Genomic DNA, 19,490 nt, shown 5'->3' with positions numbered 1-19,490 from the left:
TATATATCGTAGTCAGTGTTATTTAGTTAAGAAAAATACAGGTTTGAATTCATTATTGACGTTGACATATAAATAGTTTATAAATTGGTGTTCTATCATAAAAATCTTAGTAATGTGTATTGCAAAATTATAGTTAAAAGGGCGGTTAGAAACCGCGTCTACTCGGGCAAAACCCACCTAAGTGGGTTGACAAACCTTAATTTTCTCTTAGTTAGGACTTACGCAAAGGTAACGGAAAACGAACCACAGAGGACGCAAATATCACGGAGAAATGAGAGCTTGAGAGGGTTTTTGCGTAAGTCCTATTAGTGGCAGACTTTGTTTGTGTAGCCGCGTTCGCCCTACAGCCCTTTGGGCATCCTACGGCAGGCGTGCCGGAGGCATCATTCTATTCGTCAAGGCTTAAGTTAAGTAACTGTTTTCATACATTTATATAATATACATTGATGGAAAATAAACAAGAAAGTTTTGATTCAGAATCAGCATCTATCCTCACCCTTGGATTAGGCTGGTTTCCCAAAAGTCCTGGAGGATTAGAAAGATATATTTATGAATTAACTCATAAATTAGCAGCAAATAAAGACGAGGTTGAATTATGCGGAGTCGGTTTACCGGAGGCTGAAATCAATTCGCCGATTAAGCTGACTAATTTGGCTTCTCCCGATAGTGCTATTTGGCAAAGATTATGGTCGATTCGCACTAATTTTCAGAAAACAAGAACCAGCAAACCAGATGCTATTAATTTGCACTTTGCATTATATAGCTTTCCTATTTTAGATATTTTACCCAAGGGAGTACCAGTTACTTTTAACTTTCATGGCCCTTGGGCTTCTGAGAGTCAGCAGGAAGTTGTTAATAAAAACCTCAGTCTTTTAATTAAACACTGGCTAATAGAACAAAACACTTATAATCGGTGCGATCGCTTCATTGTTTTAAGCAAAGCATTTGGTAAAATTCTACATCAAAAATATCAAGTACCGTGGAGTAAAATTAATGTTATTCCTGGTGGAGTTGATATTAATTGGTTTCAACCAAATTTATCACCCCAAGAGGCTTGTGCAAAACTAGGCTGGCCTAGTAATCGCCGGATTATATTTACATCACGTCGTTTAGTACATCGAACGGGAGTTGACAAATTATTGCAAGCTCTGGCTATAATTAAGCCTAGAATACCAGATGTTTGGCTAGCGATCGCAGGTCGTGGTCACATCCAAGCTGCACTACAACAACAGGCTACAGAGTTAGGACTAGACGACAACGTTAAATTTTTAGGTTTTCTACCTGATGAGCAATTACCTATAGCTTACCAAGCTGCTGAATTAACTGTTATGCCTAGTCAATCTTTTGAAGGGTTTGGATTAGTAATAGTTGAATCTCTAGCCTGTGGCACTCCTGTTTTATGTACGCCAGTTGGGGGAATGCCAGAAATTTTATCAGAATTTTCACCCGATTTAATTACTACTTCCACAGAAGCCTCAGCGATTGCTGAAAAATTAGAGCAAGCGCTTTTAGGAAATATCCCCATACCTTCACGTTCAGCCTGTCGCCATTACGCCACCACACACTACGACTGGAATCAAATTGCCCAGCAAGTACGGAACGTTCTATTAAATTAAAAAAGGTAGAAACGCCAAAAATTGTGTATCTAATGAACCGTATTATAAGGATATTTGATGAAAATTCTTTTTTTAGACCAAAGCGGTAAACCAGGCGGTGCCGAATTATGTTTAATAGATATTGCTAAACCTTATGGCGATGGCGCTTTGGTAGGTTTATTTGCCGATGGCGCATTTAAAGATTTACTACAGCAAAATCAGATCCCAGTAGAAGTTTTGGCAACTCAAGCAATCGAAGTTCGCAAAGAAAGCAGCTTGGTACAAGGATTAAAGAGTTTGGGACAACTTGCACCTCTAATTATTAAGGTAGTTAAAATAGCGCGTGAATACGATTTAATCTATGCCAATACTCAAAAAGCATTAGTTGTCGGAGCCTTAGCAAGTTTTTTTAGTCGTCGCCCTCTAGTTTATCATTTACATGATATTCTTTCCAAAGAACATTTTAGCCAAACTAATCTTCGTATTGCTGTTAACTTAGCTAATGGTTTTGCATCATTAGTAATTGCTAATTCCCAAGCTAGTCAAACAGCCTTTATACAAGCGGGAGGACGCGCAGATATCATCGAAGTTGTGTATAACGGCTTTGATCCCAAAATTTATCAAACTGATGAGACTGACATTAAGCAATTACAGCAAAACTTAGAATTAGAAGGAAAATTTGTTGTCGGACACTTTAGCCGCCTTGCACCTTGGAAAGGACAGCATATTTTAATTGATGCCCTTGCCAAATGTCCGCCAGAGGTGACAGCGATTTTAGTGGGTGATGCACTGTTTGGCGAACAAGATTATGTCCAAAAGTTGCATCAACAAGTTGCCCAACTGGGACTAGAAAACCGCGTCAAATTTTTAGGATTTCGTTCAGATATTCCCCAGTTAATGGCAGCTTGTGACTTGGTAGCACATACCTCTACTTCCCCAGAACCTTTTGGTAGAGTGATTGTTGAGGCAATGCTATGTGGAAAGCCTGTAGTTGCAGCAAAAGCTGGGGGTGTAATGGAATTAGTAGAACATGGACTTAATGGTTTTCTAGTGACACCAGGAGAATCCCAGGAACTTACACAAGTGATTACCACCTGTCTTCAGGAGACAGAAATAACTGCAACTATAGCCAATAATGCCCGAACTATGGCTAGTCGGCGTTTTGATGTTGCAACTATTAATCAGCAAATTGCCCAACTGCTTTCCCAAAGATTCTAGTAGTCTCATTAATTTTGATGAGTTCGTAGTAAGCACTTCAGTGCTTAAAAATCTAGGACTAAAGTCCTTACTACGAACCATTTTTAGCTACAGTGAACTGATTATGCAGATATTTTAGGCGATCGCATCGCATCAAGCCGCTTCTCGCAGTTGTGGTTGTGACGGCACACTCACCTCTGGAAATGAAAGGGAGAGTTGTTCGGCTTGAGGTACTGCGGCTTGCTGCAAAACTTGAACTTCGATATTCACGCTCACTAAATAACTGCCTGTATCAGCACCAACCGCTTCAGCAATTAATTTGGCAATGTCTGGGCGTTTGGCAGTCAGAGGATCGCGTAAAATACACCGATCCCATTCATGCTTGGCAGTCGGATTGAGGTTGAGAATGTAATGCTTCATCATCGAACTAACCCTTGAATCCATCTTCCAGAAGGTTTTCACACAGCCGTTATCCATTTGGCTAGGCTTTGTGGACGCTATATCCATTATAGTATATTTGTACTAAAATACGCAATGGTCTGAGTAAGAAAGTAGGAAGTATAGACCATTACCAGAAAATCTGCCCATAGGTAATTCCTAATAAAAAGCTATTGCAACTAAGCTGACAAAGCAACACCTAAATTTTATACAAATAGCTATATGGTAGATATGTATATTATTGACCTATTAGTGATTGGTCTACTTTTGCTGATGGTCACATTAGGGTCAGGTTGGATTGCTCGCTTACCTCTTTCTTTTGCAATTATCTACCTACTGGTTGGCATTTTTCTAGGCCCTTATGCCTTAGGACTGATTCAATTACGTCGAGATCAAGTTTTCAACGCCGAACTACTAGAGAAAATAACAGAATTAGTAGTAATTATTTCTGTATTTGGCTGCGGCTTAAAAATTATTCGTCCTCTAAATTTGAGGGTTTGGGATATTACGGTACGATTGATTATCTTTCTGATGCCAATTTCAATTTTTGCTCTGGCTGCTGTGGGTAAATTGTTTTTAGGGATGAATTGGGGAGAAGCAATTTTATTAGGAGCAATTATCGCACCAACAGATCCAGTATTAGCATCAGAAGTACAACTTAACGATATAAACGACCAAGATGAGTTGAGATTTGGTTTAACTTCTGAAGGTGGGTTAAATGATGCTTTAGCTTTCCCCTTCGTTGTTTTTGGCCTTCATGCATTAGAAAACGATAACTGGGGTAGCTGGTTTAAACAGTGGATTGCAGTTGATTTAATATGGGCGATCGCATCTGCTATTCTTATGGGAATTGTTGTTGCTAAATCAATAGTTTGGGTTGACGACAAAATTCAAAAGAGTCTACCTTCTAATGAGTTGATGCAAGATTTTATCGCCCTGAGTATAATTCTGCTAACTTATTCATTAACAGAATTAGTTAATGGTTATGGATTTTTAGCAGTATTTGTGGCTGGGTTAGTTGTCCAACGCAGTTACAAAAATCATGAAAAACCGCTAGCACAGTTAGAATTTATTGAGCAAGCTGAAAAGCTACTAGAAGTTGGGACAATTTTACTATTGGGTTCAATATTATTATTTAAACCAATGCTCAATTATGCTGGGCAATCTTTGTTAGTGATAATTTTGTTATTCCTGATTATCAGACCTGTAGGAGTTTGGATTAGCACAATAGGTAAACACCCTCTAGAATCACGCCGCCGAACCTTCCACCCCGGAACTCGTTGGTTATTTGGATGGTTTGGTATTCGCGGTGTTGGTTCTTTATATTATCTCGCCTATGCCTTTGGTCATGGCTTAAAAGGTGAAGTTGCCGAACAAATTGCTTGGATAACTTACACTACTATTGTGGTTTCGGTGATTGTGCATGGAATTAGTGCAACTCCATTAATGAAGTGGTATGAGCGGAATCTTGCTAATTAGAGAAAGGCTAATACTCCCGCCACAATAGATGAATTTGAGTAAAAGCAATTTAATTTTCTAAACCTGTGACAGGCTTTGAATCTTCCTCCCCTTCCCTTGCAGGGAAGGGGTTGGGGGTTAGGTCTATATTTCCTATTTACCTGTCACCTTTTCAATAACTTCTTTAGCTTTTTCACCAAAACTTTCTGGGGGATTTTGTTCTTTCTCGGCTTTCAAATTTCTTTCGTAAGTCTTCTCTATAGTATTAAGGTTTGTTGAATCTTTTTTTGCTTGTTCATAAGCTTCTTGTCGTTCTTCTTCTTGAGCGCCAACACCTGGATCATATTCGTTAGCTCGATTAATCTTTTCTTCAGAATTTGGTTTGTAGTCTGGAGGTATTAGCTTCAATTCTTCAAGAGTAGTTGCATAACTAGCTTGCTGAACGAAAATAAACGAACCTGACAAGCCGATGGAAATCATCAAGCCAACAACTAAAATACTTGAAAATACTTGCTTTAAAGTTAATACAATTTTTTGCATGGAAAAACCCTCTTAATTTTCTGTGATGAGTCTCTATCGTGTATAAATAGATTCGAGATTCAAGACTCACAGGCATCCTAAATGTTTAGGTACAGTTATTACTTCTACCCCAGGGTATATTTATTTTTAACTATAGTTCAGTTCCTTGGTTTATACCGTTTCACAAAAACCTTGATACAAATACAAACCTGTAGAGACGCGAAATTTCGCGTCTCTACAAGGTTTTGGGTTTTATATATGTACTTCATTTACCTGAAATCTACTGTAAACCAAGGGTCTTAAGCTATAACCAACTGTGATTAACTTTAATTCCTCGGCTTTGCATTGCCTCTTCAAATAAATTTGTCGGTAGTGCTTCTTCTACAGCAAAAACTCCTGGTTTATTGAGTTTACCTTCTAGCATTAATTGGGCAATACTACCCGTACCACAACCAGAAGCCACGGCTGTATTTTCATGCACTATAGTTGAACAATAAACGGCGGTTTCACCATTTTTTTGCCCTGTCACTTCAGAACGAACCGCTACCCCAATTCCACTAAAATTATTAGTTACATCTGTCATCGAATGGCTGACATGAGACAGAAATTCAATCATGTAACGACGCTGCATTAACCACTTAGGAAAAATGTGTGCGGCAATCCAAGTTAGGTGATTGTAAAAATCTGGAACAGAGCCAAACTTAGTAATTACAGTTTTCACTGATGGGAAGGCGTGAGGAAGTGTAAAGGTTTCTGGCATATCAAACCAGTAAACTCCGTTGCGTCCATAAGTAGATGGAAACTCAACTATTTCCCTTTCACTATAAGGTTTGACTATCTCCCATTTTCCATCTATCCAAGCTTCAAAAGGATACTGTAATCCCAGAAAAGTTGTCCGCATCACTGTAATACCAGCACCGCCAGAACCAGAAACTAAATAACTTAAATGAATCTTTTCTGGTTGATCAAATTGCTCAACTCCCTGGCGTACCATGCTGTTAGAAATACCAGGAAAAATGCCAGTATTAATAATTGCGGTCACACCAGCAGCAACCGCTTGTTCATGATATTTTAGAGCTTTGCTGGTATAAGAACGATGATCGCTGACATCTACATAGTTAACGCCTTGAGCAATACAGGTTTCAAGAACATTAGTATCTCGATAGTGAAATGGCCCAGCACAGTGGATGACTAAGTTAGAGTTTGCGATCGCATCTCGCAACTTGTCAACTTCTGCCAAGTCTAATATCAAAAACTGCACTTGTCCCCCCGAAGACAAGCTAACAGCCTTGCCAAACTCCGCAGAACGTCCAGTAATCGTAATTTGTGCTTGCGTATGGGTAGCTAGATCCTGAGCAACACTGCTACCAATCCGCCCTCGTCCACCAAGAATTAAAACTCTGTCTGTCATTACTCCGGGTCAGCAACACTAACCTTATTTCATCAGTTTTGCGTCCTGTTTGCCATCGGTTATAAGTATGATTTATAGCATTTCATAAAATTTCTGCTCTAATAGTTGTTTGTAGTAAGGACTGAAGTCCTTATTTTCTAAGCACTTTAGTGCTTACTACAAACTCTTCATTACTAACTTGACAAAATACTATATTTGGGCTTCAATTTGCCTGACAACTGTTAGCGCCGAGTAACTCACTCCAGCAGTGCCTTCCCCTGGATGGGTGGAATCACCAACTAACCATAAATGCTCAATGGGTGTACGATTGGCAAAGCCAAAAGGGCCAAAGGTGGGGATTCTTTGACCTATGCCGCCAACTATACCGCGATCGCGCCCTGTGAAATGGGCAAAGGTGCGGGGTGTTGCGGCTTCTTGATAAATAATCATTTCTGGTTTGAGATAAAAGTATTGAGCAAGCCGGGCGATCGCTTCTTCGGTAAACTTTTCTTTTAGTCCTTCATAATCATCAGTCTCCCACCACGGCGCAGGATCGACAAATGAAGAAGCGATAATTGTTGCTTTCCCCTCCGGGGCGCGACCGTCTCCAGGATGACTGACGGAAACAAATAGGGAATTATTCTCGCCAACTGGGCCATCAGCATCATACATAAATTGCAGGTGAGGAGGACAACCAAGCGGAATCACGCTGGCATCTACACCCAAATACACCACAAATGCACCCGATGCTTGGGGTAGTTTTTCCACGCGGTTTTTATAACCAGATGGCGCTTGTTCTCCCAATAACTGCACCAAATTTTGCACGGTGACATTGCTAACTATATGGTCGGCTACTTCTGTCCAGACTTCGCCAGTTTTCTGATTTCTAATGACTACAGCAGTAGCTTTACCGTTTTCTACTTTGATTTGTTCTACAGTGTGGCGCATTAATAGTTTGCCGCCATCTCTTTCTAAGGATTGTACCAGGCGATCGCTTAACACTTGCATACTTCCCTGGAGGTGAAACAATCCTTGGGGCAATTGCGATACACTCAATGCTGTGGCTGCATAAAGTAATGCTGTTTCGTCTGCATCCACCTGAGAGTATAGCTTCAGTTGCAAATCTAAAAAAGTCCTAAGTCGTCGGTCATTTTCTAATCCACATAACCGCAAAGCATCTCCTACCGTAAACAAAGTGAAGGGTACGGTAATTAATGTACTGGGACGCACTGCTTGTATTAGCTGCCACAAATCCCATAAATTACGTGGTGGTAGCACCGGATCGCGTCCTTGAAATTCCCAACTGGCATCAAATAAAGTTGCCATCAACTGCCAAAACGGTTCGCTACCGGGAAATTGTGTTTGTCGTTCCGCTTGCCATTTCTCTTGGTCGCGCCAAACGTTGATGGGTGTACTTTCCCCAGGTAAATACACTGCACAAGCAGGATCACAAGGTGTTGCTTCTGGCAAATCTATTGACAATTCTGAGAAAATGCGGTGGTGAATTCCCCCTGGTTCCAACCCCGCCACCTGAGTTGCTCCCACATCAAAGGTAAATCCTTGGCGTTTAAATGTCGAAGCACAGCCTCCTGGTACCAGGGCTTGATCTAAAATTAAGACGCTGTAACCTCGATGAGCTAATAATGCCCCAACTGTCAGACCACCGATTCCCGCACCGATGACGACAACACGAGTTTTACTTTTGTCAACAAAAATGCTGGACATTGATATTTATCTTTACAATCTTCAATATTACTACTCATAAGTAGGGAGTTCCAAGGAATTAATTATCCAAAATCTCAAACTAGCTAGTTGACACTTTACCGTCTGGACGGTAATATATATTTAGTAGACCGTCCAGACGGTATTTGAATGATACTTGAATCCAATCTCTATCAATACTTGGATTGAGAATATTATGTTTACCATTGCAAATCCCTTTGCTAATCAAACTACTTTCAGTTGTTATAGCAATTCGTTGCTGTCTCAAAATTTGCAGGTTCGACCTGCTATAGATTTGTTGGATCAAACTTTACACTGGATGATTACGTCCTACTGATTTTCAAACAGAGCAAGCAGTCCCAATAAATCTAATCCTAGCCTTGCTGCCCCACAGATGAAGCAATGAGAGAAGATATTGACAATCTCGTTGCCAGATAAACTGTGTTCACCGGACAATTTATCTAGTTCCATCATTCAAGCTCTATGACTGCTACCAAAAAAACAAAATCTACGTCTGTCACCCGTAATGCATTGCTAGAAGCTGCGGGGCGAGTGATGGTAGCACATGGTTCAAAGGCATTGACGTTGGAGGCAGTTGCCCGCGAAGCAGGTGTCAGTAAAGGTGGATTACTTTACCACTTTCCCAATAAAGAAGCCTTGATTGCTGGGATGTTGCAACAGCTAATTGATCAAAAGGCAGTATTACTAAAGCATGAATTGGAGCAAGATGATGCACCGAATACACCAGGACATTGGCTAAGAGCTTATATCCGGTCACATGGAAAGTTTGATGGTCACTCTAGTGCAATTCAATTCAGTTTGCTAGCAGCAGTTGCTGAAAATCCAGAATTACTTAAGCCGGCTCAAGAAAACTTTGCTGATTGGCAACGGCAAATTGAAGCAAGTGGACTTGATCCAGCGATCGCAACTGTGATTTATCTAGCGATCAATGGTCTATCCTTTGTCCACCTCTTTGGTCTTGGAGTCCCGGAGGAGTCTTTGCAAAAGCAGGTAATTGAAACTCTGCTGAAACTGGCGCGAGAGTAATTCGTAATTAAGACAGTCTTAAAAAGGCTTGATTTGGGCGCTTTCCTAATTTGGTGTTTGCGTCTAGAGATTTTTGTCATAGCTGTGTTGATTACATCTAGAATCAGCCTATCTATATATAGATGCTTCTCCTGTCGGAGACGCTACGCGAACGTCTTGTCGCAGACATCGCTCTAGGGCGTGTTTTCAAAGTCTTAGATCCCCCCAACCCACGCCACTTGCTCCACTTGGGGAAACCCCAAGACCGCAGTGGCTCCCCTTAAAAAGGGGGGCAAAGAGTCTCTTAAAGTCCCCCTTTTTAAGGGGGATTTAGGGGGATCTAAAAAGTTAGGAGGCTAAACGAGCAGTTTTAAAACACGCCCTACCCTTGACTCCGTAATTTCACAAAAGTTTTCTCACAGTCAATGATTTACCAGATAGTACCACTATCTGGCTCAGTTCAACTTGCAATTTTTTACACAATGAAGGAGATTTTTATGACTGCCGTTTTACAATTCTTACCGACCGATTCACAATTCCTACTCAGTCCTTTTTCTTGGTTCGCTAAAATGCGTCGGGAAACACCTGTTTTCTACGACACAGAGCATCAATGTTGGATGGTGTTTCGCTATGATGACGTGGCACGGGTATTAAGCGAATGGAAAACCTTTTCATCTAAAGTGCCGCAACCCCCCGAACAAAAAGATTTCACTCAGTCTTTGGTCTCCACCGATCCGCCTAAACATAAATCACTGCGCTCAATAGTACAGAAGGTATTTACTGAAAATCGAGTTGAAGCATTGGCTCCTCGAATTACCGAACTTACTCACGAGTTGTTGGAGCAAATGAAGCAACACAAACAGGTCGATTTAGTACATACTTTCGCAATTCCGTTGCCGATAATCGTGATTGCAGAAATTCTCGGTATACCCTTTCAAGACCGGGAAGATTTTAAGCGCTGGTCAGACGGGATCATAGCTAGAGATCAAACTGCTATTAAAGATATGGCTGACTATTTCCGCCAATTATTGATTGACCGGCGCGATCATCAGGGCAACGACCTGATCAGCGATTTAATTACGGCTTATGAAGGGGGAGAAAAGTTGACCGCACAGGAACTCGTTGATTTTTGCATGGTTCTTTTGGTAGCTGGTAATGAAACTACAACTAATTTAATTACAAATAGCATTTGGTGTCTGCATGAGTATCCCGATGAAAACCAACGATTATGGAATGACTTGTCTCTATTACCGACTACAATTGAAGAAGTACTGCGTTATCGCTCCCCGATTACTTACTTACAACGATACACCCAAGTAGAAACCCAAATTGGAGACCAGATAATTCCTCAAGGGCAACTTGTGTGGGCATGGATAAATTCTGCCAATCACGATGAACTTAAGTTTGAGAATGGCGATCGCTTCATCATTGATCGAGAACCTAATAAACATCTTGCCTTTGGTAATGGAATTCATTTCTGTTTGGGCGCACCTTTAGCTCGACTAGAAGCCAAGATTGCGCTGAAAGCTTTGCTGGAGGAGTTTCCTAACCTTCGCGTTGACTCAACCCAGACTCTTAAACCAATTCCAACACTGTTGGTACATGGACTGGAAAGCTTGAGTGTTCTGTTATAGGAATAGTTGAAATGGGCGTAGGGACTATTTTCAAACTCGAAGATCCCCCCTAACCCCCCTTACAAAAGGGGGAAAAGAAACTCTAAAAGCCCTTATTTTTAAGGGGGGTTGGGGTGATATCCAATAAAATTGCATGGGATACAGTAATGAATTAATTAATTCTTTTTTTGAGAATTAATTAAACAAATATTCGATTAATTAAGTAGGACTAAATAAAATGAAAAATCAAAAATGGAACGCGGAAAATATTCCGAGTCAAAAAGGAAGAGTAGCAATTGTAACGGGTTCGAGTAGCGGCATCGGTTATGAAACAGCGCGGGTTTTAGCTAATAAACAAGCGTCTGTAATCATTGCGGTTCGCAATTTGGACAAAGGAAACAAAGCATTGGCGAAAATTCTTCAACAGAATCAAGATGCTGACGTAAAGGTGATGGAACTTGATTTGGCGAATTTAGCATCAGTTAAAAATTTCGCTGAAAACTTTCAGAAAAATTATTTGCGTCTGGATTTACTGATTAATAATGCGGGTGTGATGATTCCGCCGTATTCAAAAACGACGGATGGTTTTGAATTGCAGTTCGGCACTAATCATCTCGGACATTTTGCTTTGACGGGACAGCTTTTGCAACTTTTGATCGGCACTGAAGGCTCACGAATTGTCAATCTTTCGAGCAGCGCACACATTATGGGCAAGATAGATTTCGATGATTTGAATTGGGAAAAGAGAAGTTATGACAAATGGAAAGCCTACGGCGACAGCAAACTTGCCAGCCTTTATTTTACCTACGAACTCGACCGAAAACTAAAAGATAATGGTATCGACATACTTGTAACCGCCTCGCATCCGGGGTGGACGGCAACCGAATTGCAGAGAACTTGGGGCATTATGGAATATCTCAGCAGCATCTTTGCTCAAGATATCACGATGGGCGCATTACCAACCTTGCGGGCGGCAATCGAAGCAGACTTGAAAGGCGGGGAATTTTTCGGCCCCAATGGGTTTATGACGATGCGCGGCTATCCAATACAAGCCGAAACGAACGAATTATCCAAAGACAAAGCGATCGCCAAAAAACTATGGGTTCTATCGGAAAAACTAACCGGTGTGAAATTTGAATTTAAGAAAAAGATTTCCTCATCTTCGGGTTGACTCAACCCAGACTCTTAAAGCAATTTCAACACTGTTGGTAAGCTGTCGCGCAAATAAGATTGCACAACTAGGGCGCTCATGTTGCCCACCCCACAAGAGATTCATTTTTTTGAGGATGCAAATTAAAAGATTTTTAGCTTACATGGACGGACTGGAAAGCTTGAGTGTTCTGTTATAGGAATAGTTGAAAAAGAGGCAGGGGAGCAGGGAGCAGGGAGCAAGGGGGATAGAACAGAAAAGGGATTCAACCCCACCTGAACGAGAACCACTTGTAAGAAGTGGGGGACTCAGACCCATGTTCCGTTCCGCAAACTAGGCAGGAGTCAGAGGTCATTTCCCCCTGCTCCCTGCCCCCTGCTCCCTGCTCCCTGCCCCCTGCCCCCTGCCCCCTGCCCCCTGCCCCCTGCCCCCTGCCTCTTCGTTGAAATGGGCGATCGCTTCTCATCATCATTGGATAGAGAGGCGATCGCTATGTAATTAGGATACTTATTTTCAGTCGCAGATAAGATAAAGGAGTAACATCGCTCCTCACGCACAAGTAGCAATGACCTCAACCCTGCGGAAACTTCCCCGTCTCAATGCCCCAACACTACACCAGTTGCCCAATGGTTTGACAATCATTGCCGAGCAAATGCCAGTTGAAGCCGTAAACCTCAATTTATGGATTAAAGTTGGCTCCGCCGTAGAACCTGATGCCATTAACGGTATGGCTCACTTTTTAGAACACATGATTTTTAAAGGAACAGAACGACTGGCTAGCGGCGAATTTGAACGTCGAATTGAAGAGCGCGGTGCCGTCACCAATGCCGCTACTAGCCAAGACTATACTCATTACTATATAACGACTGCGCCCAAAGATTTTGCCGACCTTGCGCCATTACAAATAGATGTAGTATCCAATGCGAGTATTCCTGATGATGACTTTGAACGTGAGCGATTAGTAGTTTTAGAAGAAATTAGGCGTTCAGAGGATAATCCCCAACGGCGTATATTTCGGCGGGCGATGGAGACGGCCTTTGATCAGCTACCCTATCGCCGTCCGGTATTGGGGCCAGAATCGGTGATTGCCGGACTTAAACCCCAACAGATGCGAGATTTTCATGCTAATTGGTATCAACCCCACTCAATTACTGCTGTGGCTGTGGGCAATTTACCCGTAGAAGAATTAATTGCAACTGTTGCGGAAGGATTTACAAAAGCCCCAGTACAGACGGGATTAATCGCGTCTCTCCCCAGTACAGACGGGATTAATCGCATCTCTGCCCACTCCCCACTGAATCCTGAATCACCATTTACAGAAATTGTTCGTCGAGAATTTATCGATAAAAGTCTGCAACAAGCAAGGCTAGTGATGGTTTGGCGGGTTCCAGGAATGACCCAGTTAGATCGCACCTATGGACTGGATGTTTTAGCCGGAATTTTAGGACACGGGCGGACATCAAGACTGGTAAGGGATTTACGAGAAGAACGGGGATTAGTTTCTTCAATTTCTGTGAGCAACATGAGCAATAATTTGCAAGGGATATTTCATATTTCAGCTAAATGTGCAGTGGAAAATTTATCAACTGTAGAAGATGCGATCGCTCAACACATTGGCAAACTACAAACAGAGTTGGTAACAGAATCAGAAATTGCCCGTATCCGGCGGCGAGTAGCTAACACATATGTTTTTGGTAACGAAACACCAAGCGATCGCTCTGGGTTGTATGGTTATTATCATTCTTTAGTAGGAGATTTGGAACCCGCCTTTAACTACCCAGCGATCATTCAGAGCCAAGATGCAACAGACTTGATGCAAGCAGCCAAAGAGTATCTTTCCCCAGATGCTTATGGTGTAGTTTTTGTCAAGCCATGAACTACTCACACTAGTACAGAACTAATATAAATATCAAGTCCAAGGTGCAGAATTTACCGGAGGTAGTAATGGTGCGTAAACGGTTGATTATTGAGATGGGGATGGGAATAGATCAGCATGGACAAGAACCAACAGTAGCAGCATCTAGAGCAGTACGGAATGCGATCGCTCACAATGCTTTACCTGGGGTTTGGGAAGTTGCTGGCTTAAGTCACCCCAATGAAATGATTATAGAGGTTCAGGTAGCAGTTCCATACCCAGAGCTAGTTAGAGAAGAAGAAGTATTAGCTGTATTACCATTTGGTCGAAAAACCCTCACTGTAGAATCTGGGGGGATGATCGTTCAAGGGCGGGCGATTCCTGAACTCAACGATAAAAATGACGAAATGTTGATTGCGATCGCAGCCGTCACAGTTCTGATCGAAAATGAGTAATTAAAGTCAGTACCTAAAATCGTGACTTTAACAAAAAAAGAGTTCCCTGTTCCCTTTCATTTAAGAAAATGACCAATCTCCAAGAGCAACACTGGGAAAAATTATTTGCATTCCTGACCACAGAAGGCCAGTCTATGTATGGTATATGGACTGTTTACTCACCAGCCAAAGAAATCATTAAGTCTTCTCAAGGTATCAGGAACTTGCGCCCCAATGCCGATAAAACGGTAATTACTCACACAAATCACTTCCCTTTACCAGACGGGACTACGCTAGAAAAACAATGGGAAATTCACAAGGAAACTTGTAATCAGCCTGATGGATTATTGCATCCAGCAGACCCATCTAAAAGGGCATTAGCTCTTGTTGATTATGGTTCCAGTACTTGGCTTCCCACAAAAGTGGAATCGGGACGTACTTTCTCAGTTGAGTTATTTTTAAAGCATCAAGATTGGAATACTAGCATAGGTAGTATCTATACAGAAAATGGTGATTTAGAGAAAATTCTCCATCTGCGCGAACATTTAAATAGTTTTCCTGACAGCAGAACAAGCGAGGAAATAACCAGTATCTCAGGAACTTGGATTGGCACAAAAGAATCTATCACCTCTGATTTAAAAGTTTCGGAGCGAGAAGAAATTAGCGAGATTATTTTAGACCCGACCAATGGCAAAAATGAAACTTTTTACTTACCCAATAGTGTCGTTTTAAATATTCCTAAAAAGTTGCCTATAGGAGAAGAATTTGAGATAGTAGCCGGGAAGTTTTTTGCAGAAAATGAGTATAAACGCCTCACAGCTAAATACGATGATTCAGGTGCATTTACATTGTTGATTTCTGAAGTATTTCGCTTGCAAGATTAGCAGATGAAACAGTTGGCTGAATAATTACCAAGTTTTACATCTGTGAAAATTTGAGAAACATTCTGTCTCTGGGATTAAGCATTTGCTAATACAAAGGTCTAAAATAATAGGAAAATTGAGAAACCTATGTCATTAGAAACAGAGATTTTACAAGCTACGCCAACAACTTCTACCTTTGAGACACCTGAGAATAAGCAAGAATTTAACTGGAGACAATCTTGGTATCCTGTCTGTTTTCTCAAAGATTTTCCCACAAATCATCCTTATACTTTTTCGTTGTATGATGAACCTTTCGTTTTGTTTAAAGACCAAAATGGAGAGCTTATCTGTTTAACAGATCGTTGTCCTCACCGTGCAGCGAGACTTTCTGATGGACAAATTATTGACGGTAAAATAGAATGCTCATACCACGGTTGGCAGTTTGGCAATAATGGTCAATGTCTGCATATTCCCCAGTTACCAACCGATGCCAAAATTCCGGTAAATGCTTGCGTATCATCCTTTAAAGTCTTGGAACATAAAGGGATCATTTGGATGTGGGCAGGGGAAGCTGAAACGGCTATTGATGCACTAATTCCATCTCTACCAGATTGGGATAAGCCGGAATGCTTCAACTTAGATTATGTACGTGACCTACCTTACGACCAAAGTTATTTTATTGAAAACATTATTGACCCAGCTCATGTTCCAATCAGCCATGATGGAATCATGGGAAGTCGAAAAGATGCCCAAGCACTGGAATTAGAAGTCATTGACAGCAACATTCAGGGAATTAAAGGAAGGTGGCGGCGAACACGGACACCCAATCAACCTTGGATTTCATTAGATTTTATTGCTCCTAATTTGATTCTCTACAAATTTGGTAATGAACAGCAAGGTAAGTTTGGGGGCACAGCATTGTATTCAATTCCACTAGGTAAGAATAGATGTCGGATTCTGATCAGAAATTATGGTAACTTGTTTACCAAAAAAATTAAGCTGATGCCTCCCTGGTTAGATCACATATTACTAAGAAACAAAATATTAGAAGGTGATTTGCAATTAGTCGTTGAACAAAAGGCACAAATTGAGCGTTTGGGACAAAATCTCAAAGAGGTGTATTTACCGCTCAAAACATCTGATACTTTAGTAGTTGAGTATCGCAAGTGGCTAGATAAATTTGGGACATCTTTGCCGTTTTATCAAGGTTATTCTACCTCAAAAAATGTCGGTAGTAGCGATGACGAGCAAAAGTTGATCACCTTAGACCGATTCTCGCAACATACACTTATTTGTCATTCCTGTAATCAAGCTTATCAAGTGACAAATAGGGTCAAACAAAGTTGTATAGGGGTAGCGATCGCTCTAGCTGCTGTAGGGATACTTGCAGATGATTCTAGAATCAAAATAGCAGCAATATCGCTTTCTGTAGCAGCAGTTGCAATATCCGCTATCGCCCAGAGATTCAAAACTTTCTTTGAGCGTTCTTACACTCGTCACTAAAAGAGGGAGTGGATATTGGGTATTGGGGGTTGGGGGTTTTAATTCTTTCCAACACCTGATTGCTAATTTATAATCCTGACTTTTCACGGGATCTGGAAAACCTCACTTCTATTTCTCTCTCCTTTTAGGAGAGAGACTTTGAATTCTCCCCCTTCCTTTGTAGGGAAGGGGGCTGGGGGGTTAGGTTTCGCGTTAGCTTTTCCAGATAACGTGAAAAGTCAGATTTATAATCTTAGTCATGATGAACTTAGCTACTCTGCGCTAAAGTAAAAATATTGGGATAAAAATCTCTGGCAGTAAATTCAATACACCACTAATCTTTACCACTGCGGCGATCATGTCTCAAGAGTATAACGAATCACTTCAAATTCAGGAAATTACCAAACTAAAACCGAAACACTTTGCTGATTTAGTCAGATCAGCACAATTGGTTTTCGACCCCACAGCCGGAGTTTCGGGAAGACACATCACAGTTGACTGGGAACAATTCGGAATTCCCCATGATGTAGCGGACAATCTCAAATCACTTGGTCAACAGTACCAATATGCATCTCCTCACATCCCAGTTGAAGACATTTGGAGTAAATTAACTCCAAAAACTCGTATTTGGTTCGTTGAAAATAAAGATCGGTTGTGGCAGCTTGAAGAAGCTTTCCCAGCCCTTGACGAAGATTAAACGGCTAAAGCATTGCCAGGAATACTAATTATTTGTAGGGGCACAATAATCATTGTGCCCCTGTCTTCTCTCTATAGGCAATAAGTTCTTAGTCAGGACTTTAGTCGTTGATTTGAGAGCTAAAGCGCTCACTACGAACCCAGTAAACTTGACTTAATAGACTCTAGGGACTGACAAATAAAAAAATACTCAACTATTTCTTGTGGGGTGGGTGTCTCACCCGCCCACAGCCAAAGCCGCTCATGTTGCCCACCCCACAAGATTGAATAATTATTTGTTGTCAGTCCCCTAGTTATATTGTGCGATCGCGCTAGCTTGAATACATCAGTTAAATTAATAAAAAAGCTTATATCGATGAATCAAAGTGTAAGTGCTACTCCCACGCTGGAAGAACACACTCATGACAATCCTGTTGTTACCAAACAACAGCTATTTAGAAAGCAACTAATTGTCCTTGTCTTGGAAATGCTTCTGGCATTACCTCTGGGTTTACTCCTCGCCAACTTCCACATTGGCAGAATTGCTTGGATCTTTGGCGGGATTGCTGCTGGGACAGTAATTCTTCAAGGATGTCGAATTTTTTATCAATATTCCCCCCAACCTAACCGGACTGCGAGAAAAGTGGGAATGGCACTTGTCGGCTTAACTGTCGGCGCTTCCAATGCTCACGCTAATCTAGCTAGTGTTGCTTCTGGTATTCCTATATTTATTTTTCTTACCTTGTTTCTGCTGCTAAGTGGCAGCTGTATTGGTTATATTTACTCCCGCATCAGCAAAACTAACCTATTGACAGCAATGCTGGCTACAGTTCCCGGTGGTGTCGGAATTATGGCAGCGATCGCCGCCGATTACAATCAAAATGTCAGCTTGGTTGCCCTAGTTCAAGCGATTCGCGTCACCTCTGTAGTTGTTTTGATTCCCTTCATCGCTAGGGCATCAGCTGGTAATTACTATCCTCAAACACTCCCAATCAACCCTGCTTGGCTCAATCTCGATCTTTCTCAACTACCATTACTCTTGTTACTACTGCTACTTACTGGATTAGTAGTTTATCCAGCTATATTATTTAAAATTCCCGCCGGCGATTTTTTTGGTGCATTGTTGATTGGTATTGGGTTTAATCCTTTGTTACATTGGTTGCCTTTTGGGGGTGATATTAGCTTTAGTCCGCCGCCTTTGATTAACTTATTGGGTCAAATGCTTCTGGGAATTACCATTGGTGAATATTGGGGAGACAAACCCAACTTTCAGAAGCGGACTGTTGGCTATGCCTTAATGTCTGTGGCCATGACCCTCATCGCTGGTGCGATCGCTGCTATACTTGCCATGCAATTAACTTCTTGGGACTGGTTAACCTGTCTCTTAGTTACAGCACCAGGAGGATCAGCAGAAATGATTCTGGTTTCCCTAGCATTGAATCATAATGTTGAAATTGTCACAACTGGTCATTTAGTGCGACTAATTGCAATTAACAGTTCTTTGCCACTTTGGGTGTTTTTGTTTCGCCGTCTAGATCAGCAACTTTCACAAGTTTAACTGATTTGGGGATTGGGGATTGGGTGAAAGAGTGGAGTTTTTATGCTTGTTCACGAGTATCAAAGACTCATTAACGGAGTTCAAATGGACTTCCAAATAAAAAAATGTTCCAAAACTGACGCAAAAACTCTCTCTATTCCTCCTCTCTCTGTGTTCTCCCGAAGTTTGCTCAACGCGGGGAACCCGCGCACGCAACTTCTCTCTGTGTCTCTGTGGTTCGTTTATTGGGATAATTTATTTCTTGGAAGTCCCAAAGACTCATTAACGGAGTTCAAAGACTCATTTTTACATTCCAAAATATATCTTTTCTGCCCTTCTACCTCCCTGCTTTTCTGCCCCCTTTCCTTCAAACTATCAGCTTCACGCCTTATTCTAGATTTAGATGTTGCCGTACTCCCAATTCCCAACTCCCAATTCCCAACTCCCAACTCCCAATTCCCAACTCCCAACTCCCAATTCCCAATTCCCAACTCCTAACTCCTAACTCCTAACTCCTAACTTTTAACTCCCAACTC

The 19,490-nt window shown here is 41.4% G+C and carries 17 protein-coding genes; 12 read left to right on the top strand and 5 right to left on the bottom strand.

What is annotated here, in order from left to right; genetic code table 11:
• Positions 1–446: 446 nt before the first annotated feature.
• Both V7K50_RS22120 and V7K50_RS22115 read left to right on the top strand, forming a co-directional pair.
• A complete protein-coding gene (locus tag V7K50_RS22120; RefSeq protein WP_334963755.1) occupies positions 447–1,616 on the top strand; it encodes a glycosyltransferase family 4 protein in 1,170 nt (389 codons plus the stop codon).
• 57 nt (positions 1,617–1,673) lie between these two features.
• On the top strand, positions 1,674–2,813 hold the full coding sequence (locus V7K50_RS22115; RefSeq protein ID WP_334963752.1) for a glycosyltransferase family 4 protein: 1,140 nt from the start codon (positions 1,674–1,676) through the stop codon (positions 2,811–2,813).
• Between the two features lie 132 nt (positions 2,814–2,945).
• Here V7K50_RS22115 and V7K50_RS22110 read toward each other — a convergent pair whose 3' ends face one another.
• Positions 2,946–3,215 carry a hypothetical protein gene (locus V7K50_RS22110; RefSeq protein ID WP_069069307.1) on the bottom strand — a complete coding sequence of 90 codons (270 nt, stop codon included), beginning with the start codon at positions 3,213–3,215 and terminating at the stop codon, positions 2,946–2,948.
• A 237-nt stretch (positions 3,216–3,452) separates the two neighbouring features.
• On the opposite strand from V7K50_RS22110, the gene V7K50_RS22105 reads away from it, so the two are divergent.
• Positions 3,453–4,709: a cation:proton antiporter gene (locus tag V7K50_RS22105; RefSeq protein ID WP_334963750.1), complete on the top strand. Its 1,257-nt coding sequence runs from the start codon at positions 3,453–3,455 to the stop codon at positions 4,707–4,709.
• Positions 4,710–4,841: 132 nt separating this feature from the next.
• Here the strand turns inward: V7K50_RS22105 and V7K50_RS22100 are convergent, their stop codons facing one another.
• The 4 genes from V7K50_RS22100 to V7K50_RS22085 form a co-directional block, all read right to left on the bottom strand.
• On the bottom strand, positions 4,842–5,228 hold the full coding sequence (locus tag V7K50_RS22100) for a hypothetical protein (RefSeq protein ID WP_334963748.1): 387 nt from the start codon (positions 5,226–5,228) through the stop codon (positions 4,842–4,844).
• A gap of 283 nt (positions 5,229–5,511) precedes the next feature.
• On the bottom strand, positions 5,512–6,618 hold the full coding sequence (locus V7K50_RS22095) for a saccharopine dehydrogenase family protein (protein ID WP_334963746.1): 1,107 nt from the start codon (positions 6,616–6,618) through the stop codon (positions 5,512–5,514).
• Between the two features lie 189 nt (positions 6,619–6,807).
• Positions 6,808–8,322 carry a C-3',4' desaturase CrtD gene (crtD, locus tag V7K50_RS22090; RefSeq protein WP_334963744.1) on the bottom strand — a complete coding sequence of 505 codons (1,515 nt, stop codon included), beginning with the start codon at positions 8,320–8,322 and terminating at the stop codon, positions 6,808–6,810.
• Between the two features lie 327 nt (positions 8,323–8,649).
• On the bottom strand, positions 8,650–8,793 hold the full coding sequence (locus V7K50_RS22085) for a hypothetical protein (RefSeq protein WP_334963743.1): 144 nt from the start codon (positions 8,791–8,793) through the stop codon (positions 8,650–8,652).
• Positions 8,794–8,802: 9 nt separating this feature from the next.
• On the opposite strand from V7K50_RS22085, the gene V7K50_RS22080 reads away from it, so the two are divergent.
• The 9 genes from V7K50_RS22080 (at position 8,803) to V7K50_RS22040 (ending at position 18,975) form a co-directional block, all read left to right on the top strand.
• Positions 8,803–9,366, top strand: a complete 564-nt coding sequence (locus V7K50_RS22080; protein ID WP_334803670.1) for a TetR/AcrR family transcriptional regulator — start codon at positions 8,803–8,805, stop codon at positions 9,364–9,366.
• A gap of 476 nt (positions 9,367–9,842) precedes the next feature.
• A complete protein-coding gene (locus tag V7K50_RS22075; protein ID WP_334963742.1) occupies positions 9,843–10,979 on the top strand; it encodes a cytochrome P450 in 1,137 nt (378 codons plus the stop codon).
• A gap of 217 nt (positions 10,980–11,196) precedes the next feature.
• Positions 11,197–12,129, top strand: a complete 933-nt coding sequence (locus tag V7K50_RS22070) for an SDR family NAD(P)-dependent oxidoreductase (protein ID WP_334963740.1) — start codon at positions 11,197–11,199, stop codon at positions 12,127–12,129.
• Positions 12,130–12,673: 544 nt separating this feature from the next.
• Positions 12,674–13,984: a M16 family metallopeptidase gene (locus V7K50_RS22065; protein ID WP_334963738.1), complete on the top strand. Its 1,311-nt coding sequence runs from the start codon at positions 12,674–12,676 to the stop codon at positions 13,982–13,984.
• 68 nt (positions 13,985–14,052) lie between these two features.
• Positions 14,053–14,418, top strand: a complete 366-nt coding sequence (locus V7K50_RS22060; protein WP_334803696.1) for a Lin0512 family protein — start codon at positions 14,053–14,055, stop codon at positions 14,416–14,418.
• A 68-nt stretch (positions 14,419–14,486) separates the two neighbouring features.
• Positions 14,487–15,281: a DUF3598 family protein gene (locus tag V7K50_RS22055; protein WP_334963736.1), complete on the top strand. Its 795-nt coding sequence runs from the start codon at positions 14,487–14,489 to the stop codon at positions 15,279–15,281.
• A 126-nt stretch (positions 15,282–15,407) separates the two neighbouring features.
• Positions 15,408–16,763, top strand: coding sequence for an aromatic ring-hydroxylating dioxygenase subunit alpha (locus tag V7K50_RS22050; RefSeq protein ID WP_334963734.1), 1,356 nt, complete (start codon positions 15,408–15,410; stop codon positions 16,761–16,763).
• Between the two features lie 337 nt (positions 16,764–17,100).
• Positions 17,101–17,439, top strand: coding sequence for a hypothetical protein (locus tag V7K50_RS22045; protein WP_334963732.1), 339 nt, complete (start codon positions 17,101–17,103; stop codon positions 17,437–17,439).
• 354 nt (positions 17,440–17,793) lie between these two features.
• On the top strand, positions 17,794–18,975 hold the full coding sequence (locus V7K50_RS22040; RefSeq protein WP_334963730.1) for an AbrB family transcriptional regulator: 1,182 nt from the start codon (positions 17,794–17,796) through the stop codon (positions 18,973–18,975).
• Positions 18,976–19,490 lie beyond the last annotated feature (515 nt).

The sequence above is a fragment of the Nostoc sp. genome, assembly GCF_036917135.1.
In the GTDB taxonomy this organism is placed as follows: Bacteria; Cyanobacteriota; Cyanobacteriia; order Cyanobacteriales; family Nostocaceae; genus Nostoc.
This window is presented reverse-complemented; position numbering and strand designations above follow the sequence as displayed.

What these genes read in the sequence shown, in the direction of transcription:
- V7K50_RS22115 (WP_334963752.1), top strand. Translation starts at nt 1,674, where the DNA reads ATGAAAATTCTTTTTTTAGACCAAAGCGGTAAACCAGGCGGTGCCGAA.
- V7K50_RS22065 (WP_334963738.1), top strand. Translation starts at nt 12,674, where the DNA reads ATGACCTCAACCCTGCGGAAACTTCCCCGTCTCAATGCCCCAACACTA.
- V7K50_RS22055 (WP_334963736.1), top strand. Translation starts at nt 14,487, where the DNA reads ATGACCAATCTCCAAGAGCAACACTGGGAAAAATTATTTGCATTCCTG.
- V7K50_RS22110 (WP_069069307.1), bottom strand. Translation starts at nt 3,215, where the DNA reads ATGATGAAGCATTACATTCTCAACCTCAATCCGACTGCCAAGCATGAA.
- V7K50_RS22060 (WP_334803696.1), top strand. Translation starts at nt 14,053, where the DNA reads ATGGTGCGTAAACGGTTGATTATTGAGATGGGGATGGGAATAGATCAG.
- V7K50_RS22045 (WP_334963732.1), top strand. Translation starts at nt 17,101, where the DNA reads ATGTCTCAAGAGTATAACGAATCACTTCAAATTCAGGAAATTACCAAA.
- V7K50_RS22080 (WP_334803670.1), top strand. Translation starts at nt 8,803, where the DNA reads ATGACTGCTACCAAAAAAACAAAATCTACGTCTGTCACCCGTAATGCA.
- V7K50_RS22100 (WP_334963748.1), bottom strand. Translation starts at nt 5,228, where the DNA reads ATGCAAAAAATTGTATTAACTTTAAAGCAAGTATTTTCAAGTATTTTA.
- V7K50_RS22085 (WP_334963743.1), bottom strand. Translation starts at nt 8,793, where the DNA reads ATGATGGAACTAGATAAATTGTCCGGTGAACACAGTTTATCTGGCAAC.
- V7K50_RS22120 (WP_334963755.1), top strand. Translation starts at nt 447, where the DNA reads ATGGAAAATAAACAAGAAAGTTTTGATTCAGAATCAGCATCTATCCTC.
- V7K50_RS22070 (WP_334963740.1), top strand. Translation starts at nt 11,197, where the DNA reads ATGAAAAATCAAAAATGGAACGCGGAAAATATTCCGAGTCAAAAAGGA.
- V7K50_RS22050 (WP_334963734.1), top strand. Translation starts at nt 15,408, where the DNA reads ATGTCATTAGAAACAGAGATTTTACAAGCTACGCCAACAACTTCTACC.
- V7K50_RS22095 (WP_334963746.1), bottom strand. Translation starts at nt 6,618, where the DNA reads ATGACAGACAGAGTTTTAATTCTTGGTGGACGAGGGCGGATTGGTAGC.
- V7K50_RS22105 (WP_334963750.1), top strand. Translation starts at nt 3,453, where the DNA reads ATGGTAGATATGTATATTATTGACCTATTAGTGATTGGTCTACTTTTG.
- V7K50_RS22075 (WP_334963742.1), top strand. Translation starts at nt 9,843, where the DNA reads ATGACTGCCGTTTTACAATTCTTACCGACCGATTCACAATTCCTACTC.
- V7K50_RS22040 (WP_334963730.1), top strand. Translation starts at nt 17,794, where the DNA reads ATGAATCAAAGTGTAAGTGCTACTCCCACGCTGGAAGAACACACTCAT.
- crtD (WP_334963744.1), bottom strand. Translation starts at nt 8,322, where the DNA reads ATGTCCAGCATTTTTGTTGACAAAAGTAAAACTCGTGTTGTCGTCATC.